Here is a 21,244-nt window from a genome sequence, read left to right as displayed (position 1 = left end):
CTTACTTTCCGATGGCGCGCCAGAAGACCGCGCGGTCGAGGTCGTCGCTGAACACGTTGAATTGGGTGACGGAGACTTTGTTGCCGCCCACGCTGTTGCCGCTGACGGCGCCAGTGTTGGGGGTGCGGGCGGTGACCGACAGGTTGATGCTGGGCAGATCGGTGAAGGGGATGGGGAAGTCGAGCGAGGGCGGTGAGCTGGATTCCCCGGCGGTTACCTCGCCCCATTGTTCGATCAGGCCATTGGACATCTTGCGCCAATAGCCGTTGGCATTGGAGCCGAAGGTGGCGGCATCATCGACCAGGACAAAGGCGGCGGCATGTTTGCCGTCGAGCAGATCGGCGTCGAGATCGCTGCCCGCGCCATCGACGGTTTTGAGCAGGGTGAGGATGGCCGCGCCGGTGAAAGCCACGCTGTCAAAGGGGACATAGCCCAGACGCGAGACGATATCGGCGTACCACGCGCCGTGTTGGCCATCGAGCAGGTCGGCGTTGATGCCGCTGTCTGCGCCATGGACGCGCAGGATCTGCGTCAGCAGGGCGGCCTGCATCGCGGCGGGCGTCAGGGCGCGCTGGGTGTCGGTGCCTGCGCTGGCCTCGGCATCGGTGGCCAGTTCGACCACGCCCTGCCGCGTGGTGGTGGCGGGCGGGTTGATGAAATTGGTGTCGCCAAAGGTGATATTCTCGGCCTGTCCCTGCGCCAGTTTGATGTCGAGGACGAGGAAGGAGGCGGAAGGCTCTGCCTTGGCGGCGATCGGGCCGGGCTGTCCATAGACGGCAAAGAGCGTGCCATCGGCCAGATAGAGCGCAAAGCCGCGATAGGTATAGGCGTCGGCAGTATCATCCAGCGCGATCAGGTGCAGCGTGTCATCGCCCACTTGCTGGCCCGAAACATCGATCCGCTTGAATTCGCCGGGGAGCGCTTCGAGCGTAGAGGCCACGGTGAAGGCAGCATCGGTCAGGCCAAGCTGGGTGATGACCACCGGGCCGAGCGAGGGGCTGTCATCGCCGACAATGGCCGACAGGCCCGCCGCCGTCAGAGTGATGAGCAACGGGTCCATCAGATATACTCCCATCCGGCGCCATCATCGCCTTCGAGCGGTTCGCCATATTCGGTGGTGATTTTAAGAAGGTCGGCGGGGTCGGGGCCGATCATGGTGGCCATGGTGCGTTCCATGGCCCATGCGCGCGCCACGGCGGCCATGGGCAGGGTAACTTTGGCGCGCAGCTGTTGGCGCAATTGAAAATGGGCTCGGGCGGGCTTGACGCGGGTCAGGTCGCGGTAGAGTTCTGTGGCGAAGCTGGCGGTGGCCAGATCATCGAACGCGCCATCGAGCGGCAGGGTGCAGAAGAAGGTATAGGGGAGGCCGGTGCCGCCTTCCTCCCACCATTCCGTGAGCGTGATGCGGGGGTCATAATCGGCGATCACCGCCTGCGCAGCGGCGCGGCTGCCCCGGATCTTGGCATTGGGGATGGCGGCGGCGGTGGCGGCGCGGCGCTGTTCCTCGCTCCAGCTTGGCCGCCAGCGATCGACCGACAGACCCCATGCCAGCCATGGCAGGATGGTGGCGGGGATGGCATCAGGGCGCCACAGGTCGGTGAGCGGGGTGGGGATGGCGGTGATGCGCGCCATCGAGGATGCCAGCGCATGTTCGAGCGGGCGCGCGTTGGGCGGCAGGAGCGAGGGATTATTCGCCACGGCCCGCCACCGTCAGGGTGAGAGCGGTGCAGTGGCCGCATTGGGTGGCGTCCATCGGCATGTCGGTCGCCGGGGAGGTCAGCGCGATATTGGAGACGCCCGCGACGCCGATGGAGGCGAAGATGCTGGCGCGGTTGATGTCGCGGCCAATCAGCCTCGCATTGGCGACATAGGCATCGGCGGCGGCCTGCGCATTGGCCAGAACGACATCGCCATCCGGCCCGTCAAACAGGGTGAGCGCGGCGGTGATGGCGTAAGGGACGATCTGGGCGGATTGCACCAAGACCTGATCGGTGAGCGGGCGGGCGCCGGAGAGCGCGGCTTCAACATTGGCGATCTGTTCGGGCGTGGCGGCGCCGTCGCCGGAGGCCGACAGCAGCGAGACCAGGACAACACCGGGGCTGGGGCTGGTGACGCTGGCATCGGCGATGGTGCTGTCGGCGGAGCGGGCGTGATATTCGTAAGCGGATTCCGGGCCAGCCACGCTGAAAGCGTCGGGGGCAAGCTGGATGCGGGCCTTGAACGTGGCGTCGAGTTCGTCGGTCAGGCGGGAAACGCCCAGCAGCGCGCCCAGATGGTCGAGGTTGGTGCCGGTGGCATAGGCGAGCAGGCATTGCAGGGCGCGCTCGTTAAACTGTTGGCGGATCAGCAGTTCGCGATAGGCGGCAACCTCCAGCACTTTGACGGCGGGGTCGCTTTCTACCGTCGCGTCCCAAGTGGGCAGCAGCGTTTGAGTGTCCGCAATCAGCGCGGCGCGGATCGTCTCATAATCCAGCGCCTCCACCACCGTGGGGGCGGGGAGTTGCGATAGGTCGATTGCGGTGGTGCTGGTGGCCATGCGCAACCTGTGCATGGCCTTCGCGCGCGCGGGGAGAGGGCGGGGGCGTAACGCGGAGGGTTACGGGGGAGGGGGGAGGTTCGTCGGCTTCGGCCAGCGATCGAAAGCCGCATCGTGGGACAAAACGGTCGTTCGTCGCGTGAGCAGATCGCGTCTGACTACACTGAAATCCGCCATTCCTCGGAGCGAGTACACCCTTTCCTTGACCACCAAGCCGTAAAACGAACTGAGCGTGCAGGCGTGGGAATTGCAAAGGGATGTGAGTGACCTTTGCTGCGATGAATAGTCAGAGGACGTTGCCGGCCAACTGACGTTCTTCCGTTGGCCAATTCTGGCTATCGGAGAATGAACATGGAAATGCCTGAACCCCAACCCACATCCCCCACGCGTCAGGCCTGGAACGCTGGGCGCGCCGTTGGCGCGAAGCGGGCCCTAAAGCCTAAGCAAATTTGGGAGATCCGCTTCTACCTCAATCAGCGTCATCGCTTACGGGATCGGGCCCTGTTCGACCTCGCAATCGACAGCAAGTTGCGTGGCTGTGATCTCGTGCAGATGAAAATCGGCGACATTGTCAGTGGCGGGCAGATCCGAACACGCGCCATCGTGATGCAGCAGAAGACTGGCCGACCTGTGCAGTTTGAATTGCTGCCTGACGCCCGAGCCAGTCTGTTGGCATGGCTTGAACGCCGTGGAGGCACGGTGGACGATTATGTCTTTCCAAGCCGGGTCGATCGCAACGGCCATCTCAGTACCCGCCAATATGCTCGGCTTGTCGATGAATGGGTGACCGGGGTGGGCCTGATGCGAAGCGAATATGGCACCCACTCGCTGCGCCGGACGAAGGCCTCGATCATCTACCGGGCGACAGGCAACCTGCGCGCCGTTCAGATTTTGCTCGGCCATAGCAAGATCGAGAATACGGTGCGCTATCTCGGGATCGATGTGGAAGACGCGCTTGCCCTTGCCGAGAATACCGAAATTTGACCAAGTAGCTCCTCGCTGCTGGCGAGGAGCTAACTTTTATGCCCTGCAACAAAACCACGTTCCAAGCGAACAGTTCGAATGGAGGGTTCTGGACTGCCCGCTGCCACTTCCGTTTAGTGTGCCTCGCGAATGGATGAAGACTCAGACCCTGCCGTCAGGCGGAAAGTCAAATTGATGCGTTCACCAATCGGTTTGGCGGTGCGCATGACGGCGTGTTGCCAATGGCGTTGCATTGTGCCAGCCATGATCAGCAAGCTTCCATGTTCCAGCGTGATGCGTTTCACCTGCGTATGATCGTCTTTGCGGCGCATGTGGAAAACCCGTTCCGCCCCGAAACTGAGCGAGGCGATCACAGGCGCAGGCCCCAGTTCCGGCTCATCATCCGCATGCCAACCAATCGCGTCCTGGCTGTTACGATACAGGTTCGCCAGCATCGAGTTGAAACGCGCCGCGCAAAAGGCCTCTACGCGCTCACGCAGATGCGCAACCACGCCGCCCCATGGACGCGGCACCAGAACATGGGCCAGCGTGGAATAGGTGTGGACCACCTCGCCATGCCAACTGCTCAGGCGCGGCTGGGGGATGATCTGACCACGGATGTTGACGCTATGCTGCTCCCACGGGATTTCCGCGCGCAGGGCCGCAAAGATCGCGTCTGGGTGCAGGCCCAGATCGGGGCTGGGATGATAGACGACCCGCGCATCTGCCAAGACAATCGGGCGGATTTCGTTGAACAGGTCCATGGTCAGTCATTCTGCCCGATGCAGGGTGTCGGCAAGAAAGGTGGCAAAAGCTTCAACGCGGGGCAGGCTGGCGCGGTGGGATGGACGCACCAACCACAAGGCGCCGCGTTCACAGTGCTGATCGGGCAGCAGCGCAACCAGCCGACCATCTGCCAACGCAGGCGCGGCTGCATAATCGGGCAATTGCGCCACGCCCATGCCTGCCTGCGCCGCCAGCACCACCGCCTCGCCATCGTTGAACACCGCGCCCGCGCCCAATTCGCGATCCATCTCGTGGCCATCGAATGACCAGCGCTCCAATTGCCCGGTGGAAGGGTAGCGAAAGCGGATGCAGGCATGATGCGCCAGATCATCCGGAGCCAGCGGCGCGTCCCGGATAGCCAGATAGGCAGGCGCGGCGCACAGCACAAAACGGTGCGGCGCAAGGCGGCGCGCAATCAGTCCGCTGTCTTCCAATGTGCCGGTGCGCACCGCCAGATCATAGCCGCCCTCGACGAGATCCACCTTGCGGTCATCCAGCCCGATATCCAGTTCGATCCCCGGAAAGCAGGCCACAAATTCCGCCAAATGCGGAATGATGACCATACGCCCCAGCGTTGCGGGCAGGCTGACCCTGATCCGTCCCACAGGGGCGCCGCGCTGGGCCGCCATCATGCTTTCCATATCGCGCAAATCGTCGATCAGCCGCGTGGCGCGGGCGTAAAGCTGCTCACCTTCAAAGGTCATCACCACCTGCCGGGTAGTGCGGTTGAGCAAACGCAGACCAAGCCGCGCCTCGACCCGCGCCACCGCCTTGCCCACGGCAGATGGCGACAGGCCAAGCCGTCGCGCAGCCGGTGCAAACCCGCCAGCTTCGACCGTCGCTACAAAGGCGGAGAGGCCGGACAGCGATTCCAGATGAGAGATTGAGGACATCATGTCATGACTGATCGGATTTTAGGCGCCATTCCGTCAAGTGTGGAATTGCGACATAAGCAGGTTCTTCCTCTTTCTCCTTGGTGACTTATGCTGCGATCCTTGTTGCTGGCTTTGAGCATTGGCCTGACAGGCCTAACGACGGCGCACGCCGAACCGGCCATCAGCGTGCTGGGCCGCGATTATGTCTTTCCCAATGCCATCGCGGGGATGCCTGCCAAGCTTTCGGACTTTCCTGCCCTGCAGATCAAACATTTCACCACCAGCGACGGCGTGCGCATGACGTGGTGGGAGGCCGGAACAGGGCGGCCCATCGTCATCATTCCCGGCTGGTCGTCCAATGGGGCGGAATACGTGAATGTGATGTGGCTGCTGGCACGTAACCACCGTGTACTGGTACTTGATCCACGCAATCAGGGCCTGTCAGGGCGCGTGGACTATGGCGCGCGGATTGCCCGCTATGCCGCTGATTTGCATGAATTTCGCGCGGCCGCACAGGTGGGCGAGGCCGATTACGTGGGCCATTCGATGGGCGCCAGCGTGATCTGGAGCCACATCGACCTGTATGGCACGCAAGGCATGCGCAAGCTGGTCTTTATAGACGAAGGGATCTCCTTGATCGCCGGATCGGATTGGACCGACGAGCAACGCCGCGATGCAGGCGCGATTGCCGACAGCTATGATGGGTTCCGCTCTGCTCTGGCGCCAAAACCGGATGGCAGCGATCTGTTCACCCGTCTGATGCGGGATCGCACACCCTATTTCGAGAATTCACAGGGCTTTTCCGATGCCTTCATCCACAATGACATGGTGCATATGGGTCTGGTGATGCGCGACCATGCGGGCAACGATTGGCGCGACGTGATCTCTCATAAGATCGACCGTCCCACTGCCTTCTTTACCGGCGAATTGAGCGCCAATGTGGCCAGCCAGCACTGGGCTGCGCGCCAGATCCGGGATGCCCGCGTGTTTGTCTACACCGCCGCCGAACATGGCGATCACCTGCTGGCTTATAAAAACCCGGTCAAATTTGTGGCCGACCTGACCCGGTTTCTTGATCAGTAAAGGAGCATCCCATGCCCGTCGTTCGCGTCAGTTGGTTTGAAGGCAAAGACACCGCCCAAAAGGCCAAGGTAGCCGCCGACATCACCGACAGCATTGCCCGCAATACCAGCACGGATCCATCCTATGTCTATGTGATTTTTGAGGATGTGAAGCCTTCGGATTGGGCAGGAGCGGGGAAGCTGTATGCGCAGGAATAGCGCCATGGGTGTAGTCGCCGCGTTAGCGCTGGCTACCTCGGCACATGCCGCCGATCCAGCGCCGTCCGCGTTTCGGGTCAATGGGGTGGAACTGGCCAAAGATTCCGAAGGTCTGCGCCTGTCTATGCCGCGTCCATATTGGCAGGATCCGGCCCGCGAAGCCTTGGCCGACCGGGATTTCATGGCGTGGTTGCCGGTTGACTTTCACGATGGCGTGATCGAGGCCGAGGTGAAGGCGGGCCTTGCCCCCGACGCACCCGCATTTGCCCGCGGCTTTGTGGGGCTGGCGTTCCGCTATGATGGTGCGCGGTTTGAAAGTTTTTACCTGCGCCCCACCAATGGCGTGGCTGATGATCAGGTGCGGCGAAATCATGCCGTGCAATATGCGGCCTTTCCCGATTGGCGCTTTGACCGTCTGCGCCGCGAAAGCCCCGAGCGATACGAGACCGCCGCCGACATTGCCCCCGGTCGCTGGGTGCACATGCGGATCGAGGTAACGGGGGCGCAGGCCAGGCTCTATCTCGATCACCGTGCCTCGCCGGTGTTGATCGTCAATGATCTGAAGCTGGGTGCGGATTTGCGTGGCGGCGTGGGTCTGTGGATCGAAACGGCCACCATCGCCCATTTCCGCAACATCAAGGTCAAGCCGAAATGATCAAAAAGCTGGGGTTGGGCGGCGCGCCGCTGGGCAACATGTTCGCCCCCATCGACGAGGAAACCGCCGATGCCACCATGCAGGCCGCGTGGGACAGTGGCGCGCGTCATTTCGATACCGCGCCCGTCTATGGCGGCACGCTGGGTGAGCATCGCTTTGGCCGTTTCCTGCGCCAGATGCCGCGCGATGACTTTGTGATATCCACCAAGGTCGGACGACTGATGCGCCCCGGCCGGGAAAAATCAGCCGTGCCAAAGATCATCCACGGCCCCAGTTCGGACGAGGCGGGACTGTTCAAAGGCGGCCTGCCATTCCACGCGCATGTCGACTATGGCTATGACGCTGCCATGCGCAGCTTTGAGGACTCGCTTCAGCGCCTTGGATTGGACCGGATCGACATCGTCTATGTGCATGATCTGGGCGCAGATCATCTGGGGCCAGAGTGGGAAGAACATTGGCCGATCGCGATGAATGGAGCCTTCCGCGCCTTGCAGGCGTTGCGCGATCAGGGCGTGATCCGCGCATGGGGCATGGGCAACAATGTGATCGAGCCATGTCTGCGCGCGCTGGAGCAGGCCGATCCTGATATCATCCATATTTCTGGACGCTATACATTGCTGGATCGTAGCGCGGAGGGCCTGCTGGCGCAGTGCCTACGGCGTGGTGTGCCGGTGGTGCTGGGCGGGTGCTATAATTCCGGCATTCTGGCCGATGGGCCATATGACGATTACCGCCCCACCAGTGCGCAGCGGATTGCGCAGCGCGATCGTCTGGCGCAGGTGTGTGCGCGTTATGGAGTCAGCCTGAAGGCCATCGCGTTACAGTTCTGCGCCCGCCACCTTGCGGTTCAGGCCATCGTGCCGGGGGCCAAATCGCCGCTCAAGGTGCGCGAAAATGCGCTGATGCTTCAGGACACAATCCCGCCAGATCTTTGGACGGAGATTGAAAAGGGCGTGTCCTAAGCCGTGTAGGCTGGATTTCCAAAGGCAGATGTCGAATAAAACCGCCATTCCCGGTGCGGCATTGAAACGGCGTGATCTGGTCGCCTGCTGCCAGCGACGATCGCCGCGTCGTGGGACTTTCCTGCCGGTCGATGCCGCTACTGGTATTCTCCGCCTATGCCGGAACCAGCCCGTCAACGAAAGCATGCATGTTCTCTTGCTTCCGGTTTGGACCGAGGACATACCACCTTGGACGCTCGATACGGCCGCTCGATGATCCTCAGTGACTTCAGTTTGGCCCCTCGGCTGCTTCTAACCGGATATAGTCATATTGCATGGTGCCCTTCTTGCCCGAAGGAAGAACTAGCGAGAGACTGATCGTGTTTGGCCCGCGCCTCAACACGCCCGCAGGAATGGCCACCCGCGTTTCGGCGAAAGCACCATGGCTGCCCAGACGGATGGGCGCATGGCTGAGTTGCGGGGCCGTATAGGTGGCGATGGTCCGGCCATTGACGGCAATGCTCAATGGCGCCTCCGCCGAGGCCAGCGCGATATAGAGCGAAGCTGGTCCGGCCTTGGCCATGGAGAACCTGATCGTCCATGGCTGCGAACCGGATTGGGCATAGCGCCAATCTTTGCGCCAGTCGCTCTTGCCCACGGTATAGGTCACAGGGCCTTGCGCCATGGCCTGCGTGTATTTCGCCCATTGCGTGTAATCGAAGGCGCCTCCGGCAAATTCATGCGTGTCGCGGTCCGGGATGCCGATGTCCCACAATGTCTTGCCCAACCGTGGCGGGGTCCATTGCACAACGCCCAGATCAAGCGCAGCGCCTGCGGCCACCACGACATCGCGGCCCGTGAAAGTGCCAATATTGCCCGCACCAAACGCATGCAGATGGTAAGTGCCGGGCAGCACATGGGGAATGCGGAAGGTGCCATCGGCCGCGGCCCTGACCCAGAACTGATAGGTGCGGCCCTGCAATTGAAAATCGGTGCCGTCATCGTCGGGTGACAGGCCGATCCATGCCCCGGCAGCGGGTTTGCCTGAATCGCCGACCTTCAACCTGCCGCTGACGGTGCCGCGCCCCGCTTCCTGCGCATAATTGGCGCTGCGGAACCAGCGATAGGGCCATGCGGACTGCTCGGCGGCAGCCTGCGCCTGTGCATCGCGCCACAGCGCAGCTGTCACCTTGGACGACGGATCGTCGGTTGGGCCATCATAGCGGTTGGCGTAAACGAAATAAGGGCCGTAGGTCTTTTGGAACGCGCTGCCCTGCGCCATAATCAGCTGATTGCCCATGCTGTAATGCGACCCATTGAGCATGTTGAGCAGCGTGTGATCCATATGCGCGGTCAGTTCGCGCTTCATCGGGCCGCCATTGTAATATTCGTGGCTGGGCACTGTCATCCATATCCCGACGCGTTTGGTCGTGCTGCTCCAGCCCCACACGTCAAGGTCGCCCAGATCGGCGCTATAGGCATATTTGCATTCAAACTGGCCCGCATAATCGCCGGTGGTCAACAAGGTGACCTCCTTGGGCGCGCCGGGAACGCGTTGAGCCGCCGCCATATCCTCCACCGTTGGCATCTTGCGCTGATGCAGGGCATCCACGCTCAGCCAGTCGAAGATCGGGCTGACATAGGCGTTGGAGCGAAATTCGCCCAGATCGGTGCGTGGATAGGCAGCGGGATGATCGAGCATGGCGGAAACGTAATAGCCCTGCGCGCCGCGTGTCAGGCTGTAATGAACATCAAGATCCATCGCCGCATCGCCGCTCTTGCCCGACCATGGGCTGTGGATGACCACTTCGGCATAATCGCCATGGCTGGCGGCGGGGCTGACGCTCAGGCTTGCCGTCCCATGCGGGCCGCCATAGGTCGGGGCGTTCCAGCTCCAGTAGAATTTGCCCCCGCCATGGCCGCCTGCAAACAGGTTTATGCCTTGATAGGTAAAGCTGGTGATCGAGGCATCGCTCTTGTCGATACGGATCGCCACAATGCCATTGTCGAGCAGGATAGCGCCGCCCTCGTCGCGGACCGTCACATCGGGGCCTTTGCCAGTGCCGCCGCCGGGAATGTTGGCAAGGCATGGGCTGGCCATCAGCGCGGCGGCGACCAACAGGGATGGGAGATGTCTCATCATTTGTAGCGGTAGACCTTGAGCTTCTGGATACCGAACTGGTCCGGCGGCAGGCGCAGATAGCGGCCTTGCCCGCTCTCATCGCCATTGAGCCAGCGACCGCCCCGCCATTGGCCATCGACAAATTCGCCCTCGACGATCTGCTCTATGCCAACGCGGTATCCCGAAGGGGCGGCATCGGCAAAGCGCAGAATGATGCCCCGGCCCGCCACCAGAAATTCGTCCTTGCCGGTCTGGATGATCAGGCCGCCATGCGCGCGAATGTCCTGCGTGTCCTTGGGCGTGCGGGAATCGACCATGGAGGCGGTGATCGTGAAACCGCCCAGAGTGAAAGTCTGCGGCGCCTCGTCCAGCGTCCCTTCATAGCTTATCGGTGCCCGTAAACCGCGCATCGTGCCCTTGCCCTGATGGGCCAGCACCAGCGGCGCAATCTGGTGCAGCACCCGATAGGCGTTGGTCAGCGGATCGCGTTCCGGATGCGGCATCAACTCGATGGCAAAGGGGCCAAAGCCGATGCCGTCGAGTTCGCCCAGCGTGTAAAAGGCATTGCCGCCGGCATCGGGCTGGCCTGCGCGATTGGCTTCGGGCACAAAGACGGGATTGTCGGGCCGTTTGAACTGATTGGCCCAATAGACATAGTTCGGAAAATAGGCGTCCAGCCCGATCATGTCGATGGCGGGGCCGCCCGCCTTCCAGATGTCGAACAGATGCGGCAGCGGACCGGCGCTGGGATATTGCCCCGGCTTTTGCGTCGGGCGATTGAGCGCCACATTGACATACATCGGCAGATCATACGCCGCCTTGCCCGCGCGGGTCAGATCGTTGGTAAAGGAGGCAAAGCCCCATGCCTGAAAGATTTCCTGTGCGGCAATGCTCTGACCAAACACCTCGGCCCAGGTGCCCGTGGTCTTATAGCCCCCGGCGGCCCAGGCATCGCGGACATAGGGGTGAAGGCTCGCCTTGTGCTTTTGCAGATAGTCCGTCAGGGACTTGGGCACCTGCGCCGCATAGGCCCGCTGCGCCTGAGGGCTGTAATCGCGCACCACCGGCAACATGCCGATCTCATTCTCCACCTGCATCATAACGACGGTGTGGTTGGTGTCGAAGGCCTTGATATGCGCCATCAAGGCGCCAAAAGCCTGCTGGTCGGCCTTGAGCGTGTCGGGGTCATAGGGGCTGAGAATATCCTGCGCCACGCCCTTGTCATCCTGCGCTCTGGCGTAGGTCTGATAGTCTTGCTTGATGAAAGCGGGTGCATAGCTGGACATCGAGTTTTTCCACGCGCCGAACCACAGGATCACCAGCTTGACGTGATGGGCTTCGGCCTGCCGGATCAGACCTTCGACGGGGGTGAAGTCGAAATGGCCTTTGCGAGGCTCGATCTGGTCCCATTCGACCGGGGCAAAGATCGTGTTCACGCCGATGGTCTTGAGCGGCGCCCAATGCGCGTCGAGATAGTTGAGGTCCGAAGCCGTCGAATTGGCCAGTTCCCCGCCCAATATCAGCAGCGGCGCGCCATCAACGACAAGCTGCGTCGCGGTGCCCTGCCTGCGCAGATGCGGCGCTTCGCCCGCGAGCGCGTGCTGGGACGCGGTCAAGCTCAGCACAGCGAGTGCGGTTATCAAGCGGTGTTTCATTATCCTCTACCTCGTAATTGCATATGAATTATTATTTTTCAGCAATTTATAATTTTTCTGCGTCAGCTTGGCGCAGCCGCAATTTCAAAAGCAATGGCCAGCGAACATCATCATTGTCGGAGCGGTAAAGTGGGGAATGGGGCACATCACGAGCTCTGCGGCCCGATATGTGTAGCATCCGTCATCCCTAAATCAACGCAGCCAGCCCTTTGGAAGTCCTTATCAAAGTTTCATATTTCGACACAAGATTCCGATTTATGGGATTTGTGAGGCCATGGCAATCATAAATCACAAACCGATCATCACAAAGGAATCCCGCGAATGATCAGTCCGCGATTTGGCGGAAGTGGAATGACAAAAATGACGGCGGGGAGGATTTTCGGTGGGCCAGTCGAAGATCGTGAGGGACCGCTTTGAAGGCGGCAGTGATCGTCATTGCGAGGTGCGCGGAATGGCCGGTGTTGGCGTAGACTGACGTACCCGGCACTACACCGGAACGGCTTGATCTGGTCGATTCCCGCCTCAACCCTCCAACATTTCCCCGGCCACCATCAGCGCCAGATCCTCATCCTCGCGGCCAAAGCCCAGCAACCGGCGCTCGGCATATTTGGCGCGGATCTTTCGGCCATTGCGCAACCGGCCCACGGTGACGGTCTGGCCGAACTGGCTGACTGAGCCGACGCGATCGGCGGTGTTGGAGACTGGGCTGATTTCGACGCCATCGGGGGCGGCATCGATGCGCCATTTGGCCAGTTTGCGCAGGCCCTTGAACATCTTGCCGCCCGCGCCTCTAAGCAGGCGCCCGCGTTGATCGAGGCGGGGTTTGCGCGGGGCGAAGGGGGCGCCGTCGGGATCGACATTGGCGCCGATGCGTTTGAGGTTGGCGCGGCGCAGCAACTGGCCCAGCTTGCGGGTGGCTTTGCGGCGCTGGGCCGGTTCAAGCCCTGCGATGATCTGGCCGAACCATTCCTCCAGCCGAGCGAGGTCATTCGCCATCGACGGTATCCCATGGCGGCAGGTCTTCGCCATTGACGGTGATCGAGGTGAGCGTGGGCATGGCGTCGAGGCCGCCCAGCGGCAGGTCATCGCCAAAGAGCGGGGTGGGTTCGGGCAGATAGGTGGCGGTGACGCCGGTGCTGGTCAGCGTGGCGGCGACATTCTGGCGCAGTTGGAGACGGAATTGGACATCGGATTTGCCATTGTCCAAAATATCAACCTCGAAGTCGAAGGCGTCGGCGCCCATGGCAAACAGGTCGGGCTGGTGGGTGCGCAGCCAGATCAGGATGGCGAGGGCAAAGGCTGCGATGTCCCCAGCGAATTCGATCAGCAGAACGTTCAACTGAAAGCTGAAGGCGAAGGACAGGTCGGATGTGTCGCGCGATTGGACCGCGCCGCGATCAACCCACATGATGAGGTTCTTGGGGGCCTTTTTCAGTTCGGGCATGGCCTCCATCAGGGCGGCGCGCAGGAGGTTGATTTTGAGCATGGCCGGAGTCCTTTGATGGTTGCGTGATTGGCGGCAAAAACCGGTGCCCACTTTTTGCCATCACGCTTCAATCCCAAAGCTGCACGATATCGATGGTGGCGGTCTGGGCGGCGCTGGCGTCGGGCAGGGTGACCAAGGTGCCACCCGGCAGGCGCGGGCCGATTTCGGCAAGGCCGGGGTTCATGTCCAAAACCTGTTCGGTCACCGCCGCCGTTTTGCCCAGGACGCGGTGGCAGATTTCATCGACGGTTTCGCCGTCCATGGCGTTGGCCGTTTGGGTCATTGGCCTGACGCCTGCATTTCACGAAGGGCCGGGCGGGCCATGATGATGCGTTGGGCCATGTGGATGGCATGCAGCATTTCGTGTTGATCCTGTGGATGCTGGGTGGGAAGGGCTAAAAAGGCATTCCAAACATTCCCCAACTGCTCGACCACTTTTCGTTCGTCGTCGGTCATTGGCCTATTTCCCGCGCTGGGAGGTGGGGGTATCCGCTTTCCACCAACAGCAACACCGCGCAGGGCGAAAGCGGCGACTTCTATTTCGACGAATTCTTCTGGGTCCACGGCTTTGCCCAGCTGCGCAAGGTGGCAGCGGCCATGGCGACGCTCACCATTTACAAGCGCACCTATTTCTCGACGCCTAGCACCAAAACCCATGAAGCCTATGCCTTCTGGAGCGGCGAGGAATGGAACCGGGGGCGCAGGAAGGGCGATCAGCGGGCTTTTGATGTCAGCCACCGGAACCTGCGCGCGGGCGCGCTCATGCCCGATGGTTCGTGGTGCCAGATGGTCACGCTCGACGATGCCATTGCGGGCGGGGCCCTTCCTCGATGTGCAATTTATACCGCATGCCTTTGCTGTGCCGTTCGAACAGTGCGCGCCCAAGGCGCATTTCCATCTCATGGATCATGCGGCTCAAGGCCGGCTGGCTCAGGTTTACCTGATCCGCGGCGCGGCCCAAGCTGCCCGTGTCGGCGATGGCGATGATGGCGCGCAGTCGATGTTCATCAAATGTCATGCAGAATTGGTATGCCTTTGGCCAAATAATGCAATGGCCGTTATGACATGAGCGCGCTAGTTTCGAAGCATAAAACAAAGGCGCGCCGGTTCGGGCCGCGCTGCATATTGCGGAGAGAATGGCCGACCATGACCACGGTCAGACAGATCACTATCGATGTGTTGCGAAAGCTGCGCATGACCCATGTTTTTGGCAATCCCGGTTCGACCGAACTGCCGATGTTCCGCGATTTTCCGGCGGATTTCCGCTATGTGCTGGGGCTTCAGGAATCGGTCGCGCTGGCCATGGCCGACGGTTTTGCGCAGGCCACGCGCAACGCGGCGTTGGTCAACCTGCACAGTTCGGCGGGCACGGGCCATGCGCTTGGCAATCTGTTTACCGCATATAAAAACCAGACGCCGCTGGTGGTGACGGCGGGCCAGCAGGCGCGCTCGATCCTGCCGTTCGAACCGTTTCTGTTTGCAGAGCGGGCCTGCGAATTCCCGCGCCCCTTTGTCAAATGGGCGTGTGAACCGGCGCGGGCGGCGGACGTACCGCGCACGATTCTGCGCGGCTATCGCATCGCCATGACGCCGCCCTATGGCCCGGTGTTCATTTCGGTGCCGGTGGATGATTGGGATCAACCCTGCGATCGGCTGGACTTCGGTTCCTTTGCGGCCAGCAATCCGGGTGATCAGAGCGAAATGGCCGAATTGGCGCAAAAGTTGAGCGAGGCGCGCGCGCCCGCGCTGGTGCTTGGGGCAGGGTGCGCACGCCAGCAGGCGTGGGATGCGGTGGTCCAATTGGCGCAGGCGCAAGGGATGGCGGTCTATGTTGCGCCCTTTGCCAGCCGTAATGTGTTTCCCGAAGATCATCGCCTGTTTCAAGGTTTTCTGCCCGCGTCGCGCGAAAGGATCGTGGAAACACTGGCGCGGCACGATCTGGTGATTGCCGTGGGCGGCCCGCTCAATCTCTATCATACCGAGGGCCATGGGCCTCATCTGCCCAAAGATACCAAGGTGTGGTTGATCACCGATGATCCGGGCCTCTTGTCCTTTGCGCCGGGGGACAGGGCTGTTCTGGCCGATCCGCGCCATGCGGTTGAAACCTTGGCGCGGCTTGCCCCTCCGCCATCCGCGAGGGTCGAGGTGGAGCGGCGCGATACGCGCCGTGCGCCCGATGCCCTCAACAGCGGGTTTGGCGAAGACCATATGATGGAGGCCATCGCAAGGCTGCGTCCCAAAGGCTCCGTCATTGTTGAGGAGGCCCCTTCCAGCCGCCCTGCCATGCAGCGCGGTTTGCCGATGCTCGATCCCGACAGCTTTTATACGACGGCCGGTGGCGGGCTTGGGTTTGGATTGCCGGCGGCGGTCGGCATCGCGCTTGCCCGGCGGCAGGATAAGGTCATCGCGCTGCTGGGCGACGGTTCGGCGATGTATGCGATTCAGGGCCTGTTTTCCGCCGCAAAACTGGGTGTCGCGGTCAGCTTCCTGATCGTCAACAATCGCTCCTATGCCGCGCTGCGCCAGTTTGGCGGGCATTTCGGGCTGGAAAAGGTCGAAGGTTCGGATCTCGATGGGCTGGACTTTTGCGCCATCGCACAGGGCCATGGGGTTGAGGCCCGGCGCGCGACAACACCCGAAGAGCTTGAAGCTGCGCTGCAATGGTCGTTTGACGCGCCAAAGCCGACGCTGGTCGAAATGGTTTTGGCATGATGCGCGGGGAGGGTTTGGATATGCATCAATTCTCCCTTGGCGCCTTGATCGACGATCGGCCCGAAGACGGCGTATTCCGGGTCAATCGTGCGTTGTTTCGGGATGCGGCACTCTTCGATCTGGAAATGAAGCATATCTTCGAAGGCGGCTGGGTGTTTGTCGGCATGGCCACCCAGGCCGAGCAGCCGCATGACTATTTCACCGCTGCCATCGGGCGGGTGCCGATCCTGGTCAGCCGGGATGGCGAGGGGCAATTGCATTGTTTCATCAACGCCTGCCCGCACAAGGGCGTACGCCTTGTGCAGCGCCAGTGCGGACAGGCGCGGCGGCATGTCTGCCCCTATCACAGCTGGACCTTTGACAGCGCCGGGGCCAATCGCGGCATCAAATGGGAAAAGCGCGGCTGCTATGGCGAAGGTTTCGCGCGTGAGGATCACAATCTGGCCCGTGTGGCGCGTTTTGGCGAATATCGCGGCTTTCTGTTCGCCAGCCTGAATGCCGATGTCCCTTCGTTGGATGAGCATCTGGGCGAGGCGCGCAAGCTGATTGATCTGGTGGTAGATAAGAGCCCCGAAGGCGTTGAACTGGTGCCGGGGCGCGTGCGTTTCACCTATGCGGCCAATTGGAAGATGCAGCTTGAGAATTGCTCGGATCAGTATCACTTCACATCAACCCACCCCAGCTATATCCGCATTCTGAACGAGCGCGCCCAAGAGGAAACCGCGCAAGTGGTGACCGCCAGCCTGAGTAATGCCGACTTTTGGAAAGAGGATGCCAGCGGGATCACCGGCGGCACCTATTGCTTTGACCATGGCCATGTTCTCAACTGGGGGTTGATGGGGGTGACGGCTGCGCTGCCTGAATTCGAGCGGGCGGATGCTTTGGCCGAGGAACTGGGCGTGGCCCGGCGCAACTGGATATTCAACATGCGCAACCTGACGCTTTTCCCCAATATGCAGATCGCCGAAAACGCATCGAGCCAGTTGCGCATGATCCGGCCGATTGCGCCCAACCTGACCGAAATGCAGACATGGTGCATCGCCCCGCGCGGCGAGAGCGCCAAGGCACGGCAATTGCGTATCCGTCAATATGAGGACTTCTTCAACCCCACCGGCATGGCGACGCCTGATGACACGGTGTGTTACGAGGAAGCCCAGACCGGCATGGCCGAGCAGGCAAGTGAGTGGCTGCAAGGCCATTCGCGCGGGCTGGGCGCATCGGTGGCGGGCGGCAATGATTTTTCCGAGGCTTTGGGCATGGACCCAGCCTCCAGCGTGCTGGCCGATGCGCAATTGTGCGACGAGAGCTTGTTCCGCAATTACTATCGCGCTTGGGCGCAGCGCATGGCGCCGGTGCTGTCATGAGCGGCGAATCCACCCAATTCGCAGAGCTTCTGACCCGTGAGGCGCTGTTGCTTGATCGCGGCGCTTATCAGGAATGGCTTGATCTCTACACGCCCGACTGCGTGTTCTGGATGCCGGCATGGCGCGACGATGGCACGCAAACCCAAGACCCGGATAGGGAACTGTCCCTGATCTATTATCGCGGGCGCCGCAATCTGGAGGACCGGGTCAAGCGCATACAATCCGGCCTTTCGGTCGCCTCCTCGGTCATGCCGCGCGTGTCGCATATGATCGGCAATGTGCTGGTCGAGGCGTCGGATGGCCAGCGGGCGCGTATTGCTTCGGTTTTCACGGTCCATGTCCATGATGTGCGCACGTCGCGGGCCCATGTGTTCTTCGGGCGCTATGAACACGAATTGGTGTTTGTGGAGGGCCGCTGGATGATCGCGGGCAAGGTCATTCGCCTGATGAATGACGTCATTCCCACCTTACTCGATATTTACAGCATCTGACGGAGCCGTGATGACCCAATTTCCCCAAACTGTCGCAATCATTGGCGCGGGCGCGATGGGCTGTCTGTTCGCCGCGCGCATGGCCGAGGCGGGGGCGCAGGTGACGCTGATCGATGTTGATACCGTGCGGCTCGATGGGATTGCCCGCGATGGTATTCGCCTGACCGATGACCGTGGAACCCGCGATGTTGCTGTTGGCGCCGCGCTGGCAAAGGACGTCATACAGGCGCCGGATCTCGCGCTGTTGTTCACCAAGAGCAACCACAGCGCGGCGGCCATTGCTTCGCTCGCGCATTGGCAAGGGCAAAGCCCCTTGCTGATGACCTTGCAAAACGGGATCGGCAATGCGGAACGTCTGGCCGAAGTTTTCGGGGCGGACCATGTGTTGCAGGGAACCGCGCATGTTCCGGCCGATTTCCTGCCGCCCAACGGTGTGGTGACACATGGGTTTGGACATATCCACTTTGGCGGCCTGACGGCGCAGGCCCATGCGGCGGCGTCCGGCATTCGCGACTTGCTGGAACGGGCCGGATTTGAGGCGGTTCTGGCGCATGATGTCGAGCGGGTTGTCTGGGAAAAAGTCGCTTTCAATGCCGCGCTCAATGCCACATCAATGATTTGCGAGGCCACCAACGGTCAGATCGACAACCCTTCCGGTCGGCGGATCGCCGGGGCGGTGGTGCATGAGACGGTCGCTGTTGCAAAGGCGCGGGGCCTGATACTGGATTCCGATGTCATAATGGCTACGGTCAGCGCTGCGCTGGTCGACCATCGCCACCACAAGCCCTCGATGCTTCAGGACCGCGAACATGGCCGCGCGACCGAGATAGAGGCGATCAATGGCGCGATCCTGCGTGAGGGCGAAAGGTTGGGCGTGCCAACCCCGGTTTGCGCGACCTTGGCCGATCTTGTGCGGCTGATCGAACAAAAGAGCGCTGTTTAGAGCGTTTTCCGATCATTCGGGATCGAAAAACGCGACTAGCCCGCGCGGCGCTTGAGCGTCGCTTTCCCGTTCGCGTCAGCTTGAACGGAAATCGCTCTAGGGTGTGAACTGTTCCTGCTTTCCCGGCGGCTGGGATGTGTGAGAGGGAGCTTTTGTCATGAGCAAGACCCATAAGCGGCATTGATGGGTGTCGATGGTTTAAACGATACTGCAATGACATCTTGCTCTGCTAGAATGCGGCAAAGCGATAAGCATAAGCCAAGCCCCCAAATTTCGCCGCGTTCAGGCAAGGGGGCTTAATTTTGCCGGGACGGGATGGATGGCGCAAGATTGCCTTACAAATTGCGGGCATAGCAGACTTGGCAGAGCGGTCATCAAACGCCGTGAGGAGTTGGTTGTTGACCTGCACTGCCACCTTAATGTGGCCGCCGCCGAACAATATGTTCGCAAGGAGGTTCCCGATGCCCCGGATCCACTGACATTTGTGTCTGCGGCATCGCGGGCAACCAACGCCAAATTGTTTGCCGAAATCGGCGCAAAATTGAACGGCATCAACGAACGCTTGCTGGACATGGACCGTTTAGGGGTCGATGTGCAGGCCATCAGCCCATCGCCGGGGCAATATTACTATTTCGCACCCCCGGAAGTAGGGCGTCAGGCCGCACAATTGGTCAATGACCGGATGGCGCAGGCAGTGACCGAGCAGCCCGATCGGCTGGTGGGCATGGGGACCGTGCCCCTGCAAAACACCGATATGGCGATTGCCGAAATGCGACGCTGTGTCTCGGACCTTGGGCTTCGTGGTATAGAGATCGGTTCGAATGTCGCCGGTCGCGAACTGGCCGGTGACGATCTGCGCCCCTTCTTTGCAGCGGCAGAGGAACTGGGCGTATTGGTGTTTCTGCATCCGCTTGGCTTCACGCATGGCGAGCGGTTGAAAGAATATTATCTCGACAACATTATCGGCAACCCGCTGGAATCCAGCATTGCGCTTAGCCACCTGATCTTTGCGGGCGTATTGGACGCCTATCCGCGCCTCAAGCTGTGCGTGGCGCATGGCGGGGGTTTCTTGCCGGGCTATTGGGGGCGTATGGATCATGCATGGCGCGTGCGCCCGGAATGCCAAATCCATGCGCGTCGCCCACCGTCAGACTATCTGCGCCAGATCTGGCTCGACACGCTGGTGTTCGACCGCAAACAACTCGACGCCTTGATCGATAGCCATGGGGCTGATCGGCTGTGCATGGGAACCGATTATCCCTTCGACATGGCCGAACCCGATCCGGTGGGGTTCCACAGCCACCTGGCCCCTGATGTGCGGGCCAAAATCCTTGGCCTGAACGCGGCCGAACTGTTGGGGCTGGAAGTGCGCAGTCTGACCGATAAAAGCGAAACATAGCGCGGCCGGGCGCAAGCCGTTGACGGGATATGCGCATGACTTGTGTTAAAAAGCCGAATGCGATTCGATAAACTTGACCTCAACCTGCTCGTCGCGCTCGACGCGTTGATCAGCGAGCAGAGCGTGACCGAGGCTTCACGGCGCCTCTACCTCAGCCAACCGGCCGTGACATCGGCGCTGAACCGCCTGCGGCAGTATTTTGGGGATGACCTGCTGGTGCTGGAAGGGCGCCAGATGCGTCTTACCTATAAGGCGGAAGAATTGGCTGCGCCCGTGCGGCAGGCTCTGGAGCTGATCCGAAGCGAAATCACGCAGCCCGGTCAATTCGATCCAAAGGAATCGTCACGTAAATTCGTGATCATCGCCTCGGATTACATTCACATGATCCTGCTTGCCGAGGTGATTGCCACTATCGCGCGTGAAGCGCCCAAAGTGATGATCGAAATCATCCGGCCCAGCACCGATGCCACCGAGCGGTTCGAGCGAGCCGAGGCTGATTTGATGCTGACCGTTGAGCCTTTCTCGCTGGCCCAGCATCCCAGCGTTCCGCTCTTTCAGGACGAACACGTGCTGATCTCATGGGTGGGATCGGGCCATGGCGATGTCATTTCATCCGAACAATTCCTGGCCGCAGGCCATGTCGCGGCGTCCTTTGGGCGCGACAGGCGGCCCGCGCTATCCGAACTCTCGCTTGAAAAATTCCGCGAACAGCGCCGGATCGAACTGGTCGTGCCCAGTTTTTCCGCGCTGGCCCAATCCGTGGTGGGGACCGAGCGGCTGGCCACCATGCATAGTAAACTGGCCCAGCATTTTCTGCCCTTCTACCCGATCCGCATGCACACATTGCCTGTGCCCATTCCACCCATCCAGCAGGTCGTGCATTGGCATAGGCTTAGAAACCGGGACGCCGGGATGCAGTGGTTGAAAGACCTGATCGTCGCACGCAGCGCGGCCAAATTCGGCCAACCCATAAATAACGCAGATAGATAGGGCGCAGCCTTTCGATTAGACGGATGAGAGCGCCGCCGCCATTGTT

The 21,244-nt window shown here is 61.1% G+C and carries 22 protein-coding genes and 1 pseudogene; 12 read left to right on the top strand and 11 right to left on the bottom strand.

The window, feature by feature from the left end; all coding sequences use genetic code 11:
- Position 1: 1 nt before the first annotated feature.
- From ACZ9HU_RS11660 to ACZ9HU_RS11650, 3 genes are read right to left on the bottom strand one after another with little or no spacing between them, the layout of a single operon-like run.
- Positions 2-1,060 carry a gp53-like domain-containing protein gene (locus tag ACZ9HU_RS11660; protein ID WP_476105106.1) on the bottom strand — a complete coding sequence of 353 codons (1,059 nt, stop codon included), beginning with the start codon at positions 1,058-1,060 and terminating at the stop codon, positions 2-4.
- Positions 1,060-1,698 carry a phage tail protein I gene (locus ACZ9HU_RS11655; protein WP_476105104.1) on the bottom strand — a complete coding sequence of 213 codons (639 nt, stop codon included), beginning with the start codon at positions 1,696-1,698 and terminating at the stop codon, positions 1,060-1,062. Before ACZ9HU_RS11655 ends, ACZ9HU_RS11660 begins: the two co-directional genes overlap by 1 nt.
- Positions 1,688-2,536: a baseplate assembly protein gene (locus tag ACZ9HU_RS11650; RefSeq protein WP_476105102.1), complete on the bottom strand. Its 849-nt coding sequence runs from the start codon at positions 2,534-2,536 to the stop codon at positions 1,688-1,690. The genes ACZ9HU_RS11655 and ACZ9HU_RS11650 overlap by 11 nt, the downstream gene beginning before the upstream one ends.
- 351 nt (positions 2,537-2,887) lie before the next feature.
- Between ACZ9HU_RS11650 and ACZ9HU_RS11645 the strand changes: the two genes are divergently transcribed.
- The gene (locus tag ACZ9HU_RS11645; protein ID WP_476105129.1) at positions 2,888-3,520 is read left to right on the top strand and encodes a tyrosine-type recombinase/integrase; all 633 of its coding nucleotides are present in this window, start codon (positions 2,888-2,890) and stop codon (positions 3,518-3,520) included.
- Between the two features lie 113 nt (positions 3,521-3,633).
- On the opposite strand, the gene ACZ9HU_RS11640 is transcribed toward ACZ9HU_RS11645, so the two are convergent.
- Both ACZ9HU_RS11640 and ACZ9HU_RS11635 read right to left on the bottom strand, forming a co-directional pair.
- Positions 3,634-4,263 (bottom strand): alpha-ketoglutarate-dependent dioxygenase AlkB family protein, encoded by a 630-nt coding sequence (locus ACZ9HU_RS11640; protein WP_476105100.1) that lies wholly within the window; start codon positions 4,261-4,263, stop codon positions 3,634-3,636.
- A 6-nt stretch (positions 4,264-4,269) separates the two neighbouring features.
- On the bottom strand, positions 4,270-5,181 hold the full coding sequence (locus ACZ9HU_RS11635) for a LysR family transcriptional regulator (RefSeq protein ID WP_476105098.1): 912 nt from the start codon (positions 5,179-5,181) through the stop codon (positions 4,270-4,272).
- Positions 5,182-5,268: 87 nt separating this feature from the next.
- On the opposite strand from ACZ9HU_RS11635, the gene ACZ9HU_RS11630 reads away from it, so the two are divergent.
- The 4 genes from ACZ9HU_RS11630 to ACZ9HU_RS11615 are packed head-to-tail and all read left to right on the top strand — an operon-like array spanning position 5,269 to position 8,057.
- The gene (locus ACZ9HU_RS11630) at positions 5,269-6,243 is read left to right on the top strand and encodes an alpha/beta fold hydrolase (protein ID WP_127712090.1); all 975 of its coding nucleotides are present in this window, start codon (positions 5,269-5,271) and stop codon (positions 6,241-6,243) included.
- Positions 6,244-6,254: 11 nt separating this feature from the next.
- Entirely contained in the window at positions 6,255-6,440 is a 186-nt protein-coding gene (locus tag ACZ9HU_RS11625) for a tautomerase family protein (RefSeq protein ID WP_476105096.1), read from the top strand.
- Between the two features lie 4 nt (positions 6,441-6,444).
- Positions 6,445-7,095, top strand: coding sequence for a LamG domain-containing protein (locus ACZ9HU_RS11620; RefSeq protein ID WP_476105094.1), 651 nt, complete (start codon positions 6,445-6,447; stop codon positions 7,093-7,095).
- Positions 7,092-8,057: an aldo/keto reductase gene (locus ACZ9HU_RS11615; RefSeq protein WP_476105092.1), complete on the top strand. Its 966-nt coding sequence runs from the start codon at positions 7,092-7,094 to the stop codon at positions 8,055-8,057. Before ACZ9HU_RS11620 ends, ACZ9HU_RS11615 begins: the two co-directional genes overlap by 4 nt.
- Positions 8,058-8,325: 268 nt before the next feature.
- Here the strand turns inward: ACZ9HU_RS11615 and ACZ9HU_RS11610 are convergent, their stop codons facing one another.
- From ACZ9HU_RS11610 to ACZ9HU_RS11590, 5 genes are all read right to left on the bottom strand, one after another.
- Positions 8,326-10,179, bottom strand: coding sequence for a polysaccharide lyase family protein (locus tag ACZ9HU_RS11610; protein WP_476105090.1), 1,854 nt, complete (start codon positions 10,177-10,179; stop codon positions 8,326-8,328).
- The gene (locus ACZ9HU_RS11605; RefSeq protein WP_476105088.1) at positions 10,176-11,801 is read right to left on the bottom strand and encodes a GH35 family beta-galactosidase; all 1,626 of its coding nucleotides are present in this window, start codon (positions 11,799-11,801) and stop codon (positions 10,176-10,178) included. The genes ACZ9HU_RS11610 and ACZ9HU_RS11605 overlap by 4 nt, the downstream gene beginning before the upstream one ends.
- A 534-nt stretch (positions 11,802-12,335) precedes the next feature.
- Positions 12,336-12,809: a phage virion morphogenesis protein gene (locus ACZ9HU_RS11600; protein WP_476105086.1), complete on the bottom strand. Its 474-nt coding sequence runs from the start codon at positions 12,807-12,809 to the stop codon at positions 12,336-12,338.
- Positions 12,799-13,299: a phage tail protein gene (locus tag ACZ9HU_RS11595; protein ID WP_476105084.1), complete on the bottom strand. Its 501-nt coding sequence runs from the start codon at positions 13,297-13,299 to the stop codon at positions 12,799-12,801. Before ACZ9HU_RS11595 ends, ACZ9HU_RS11600 begins: the two co-directional genes overlap by 11 nt.
- A 67-nt stretch (positions 13,300-13,366) precedes the next feature.
- Positions 13,367-13,582, bottom strand: a complete 216-nt coding sequence (locus ACZ9HU_RS11590; RefSeq protein WP_476105082.1) for a tail protein X — start codon at positions 13,580-13,582, stop codon at positions 13,367-13,369.
- Positions 13,583-13,704: 122 nt separating this feature from the next.
- Here ACZ9HU_RS11590 and ACZ9HU_RS11585 point away from each other — a divergent pair.
- A pseudogene (locus ACZ9HU_RS11585) lies at positions 13,705-14,046 on the top strand (terminase large subunit domain-containing protein); the annotation flags it as partial.
- Between the two features lie 43 nt (positions 14,047-14,089).
- Here ACZ9HU_RS11585 and ACZ9HU_RS11580 read toward each other — a convergent pair.
- The gene (locus ACZ9HU_RS11580; protein ID WP_476105081.1) at positions 14,090-14,317 is read right to left on the bottom strand and encodes a helix-turn-helix domain-containing protein; all 228 of its coding nucleotides are present in this window, start codon (positions 14,315-14,317) and stop codon (positions 14,090-14,092) included.
- Positions 14,318-14,445: 128 nt separating this feature from the next.
- Between ACZ9HU_RS11580 and mdlC the strand changes: the two genes are divergently transcribed.
- The 6 genes from mdlC to ACZ9HU_RS11550 all read left to right on the top strand — a co-directional run bounded on the left by mdlC (position 14,446) and on the right by ACZ9HU_RS11550 (position 21,198).
- Positions 14,446-16,011, top strand: coding sequence for a benzoylformate decarboxylase (mdlC, locus tag ACZ9HU_RS11575; RefSeq protein ID WP_476105079.1), 1,566 nt, complete (start codon positions 14,446-14,448; stop codon positions 16,009-16,011).
- Positions 16,012-16,031: 20 nt separating this feature from the next.
- Positions 16,032-17,375 carry an aromatic ring-hydroxylating oxygenase subunit alpha gene (locus ACZ9HU_RS11570; RefSeq protein ID WP_476105076.1) on the top strand — a complete coding sequence of 448 codons (1,344 nt, stop codon included), beginning with the start codon at positions 16,032-16,034 and terminating at the stop codon, positions 17,373-17,375.
- Positions 17,372-17,866, top strand: coding sequence for an aromatic-ring-hydroxylating dioxygenase subunit beta (locus tag ACZ9HU_RS11565; protein WP_476105073.1), 495 nt, complete (start codon positions 17,372-17,374; stop codon positions 17,864-17,866). The genes ACZ9HU_RS11570 and ACZ9HU_RS11565 overlap by 4 nt, the downstream gene beginning before the upstream one ends.
- Before the next feature lie 10 nt (positions 17,867-17,876).
- On the top strand, positions 17,877-18,809 hold the full coding sequence (locus ACZ9HU_RS11560) for a ketopantoate reductase family protein (protein ID WP_476105071.1): 933 nt from the start codon (positions 17,877-17,879) through the stop codon (positions 18,807-18,809).
- Positions 18,810-19,200: 391 nt separating this feature from the next.
- On the top strand, positions 19,201-20,208 hold the full coding sequence (locus tag ACZ9HU_RS11555) for an amidohydrolase family protein (protein ID WP_476105069.1): 1,008 nt from the start codon (positions 19,201-19,203) through the stop codon (positions 20,206-20,208).
- Positions 20,209-20,265: 57 nt separating this feature from the next.
- Positions 20,266-21,198: a LysR family transcriptional regulator gene (locus ACZ9HU_RS11550; RefSeq protein ID WP_476105067.1), complete on the top strand. Its 933-nt coding sequence runs from the start codon at positions 20,266-20,268 to the stop codon at positions 21,196-21,198.
- The last annotated feature ends 46 nt before the right edge of the window (positions 21,199-21,244 follow it).

The organism is Novosphingobium sp. Sphag1I, assembly GCF_056279125.1.
The sequence above is the reverse complement of the archived record's forward strand: the minus strand, read 5'-3'. Positions and strand labels throughout refer to the sequence as shown.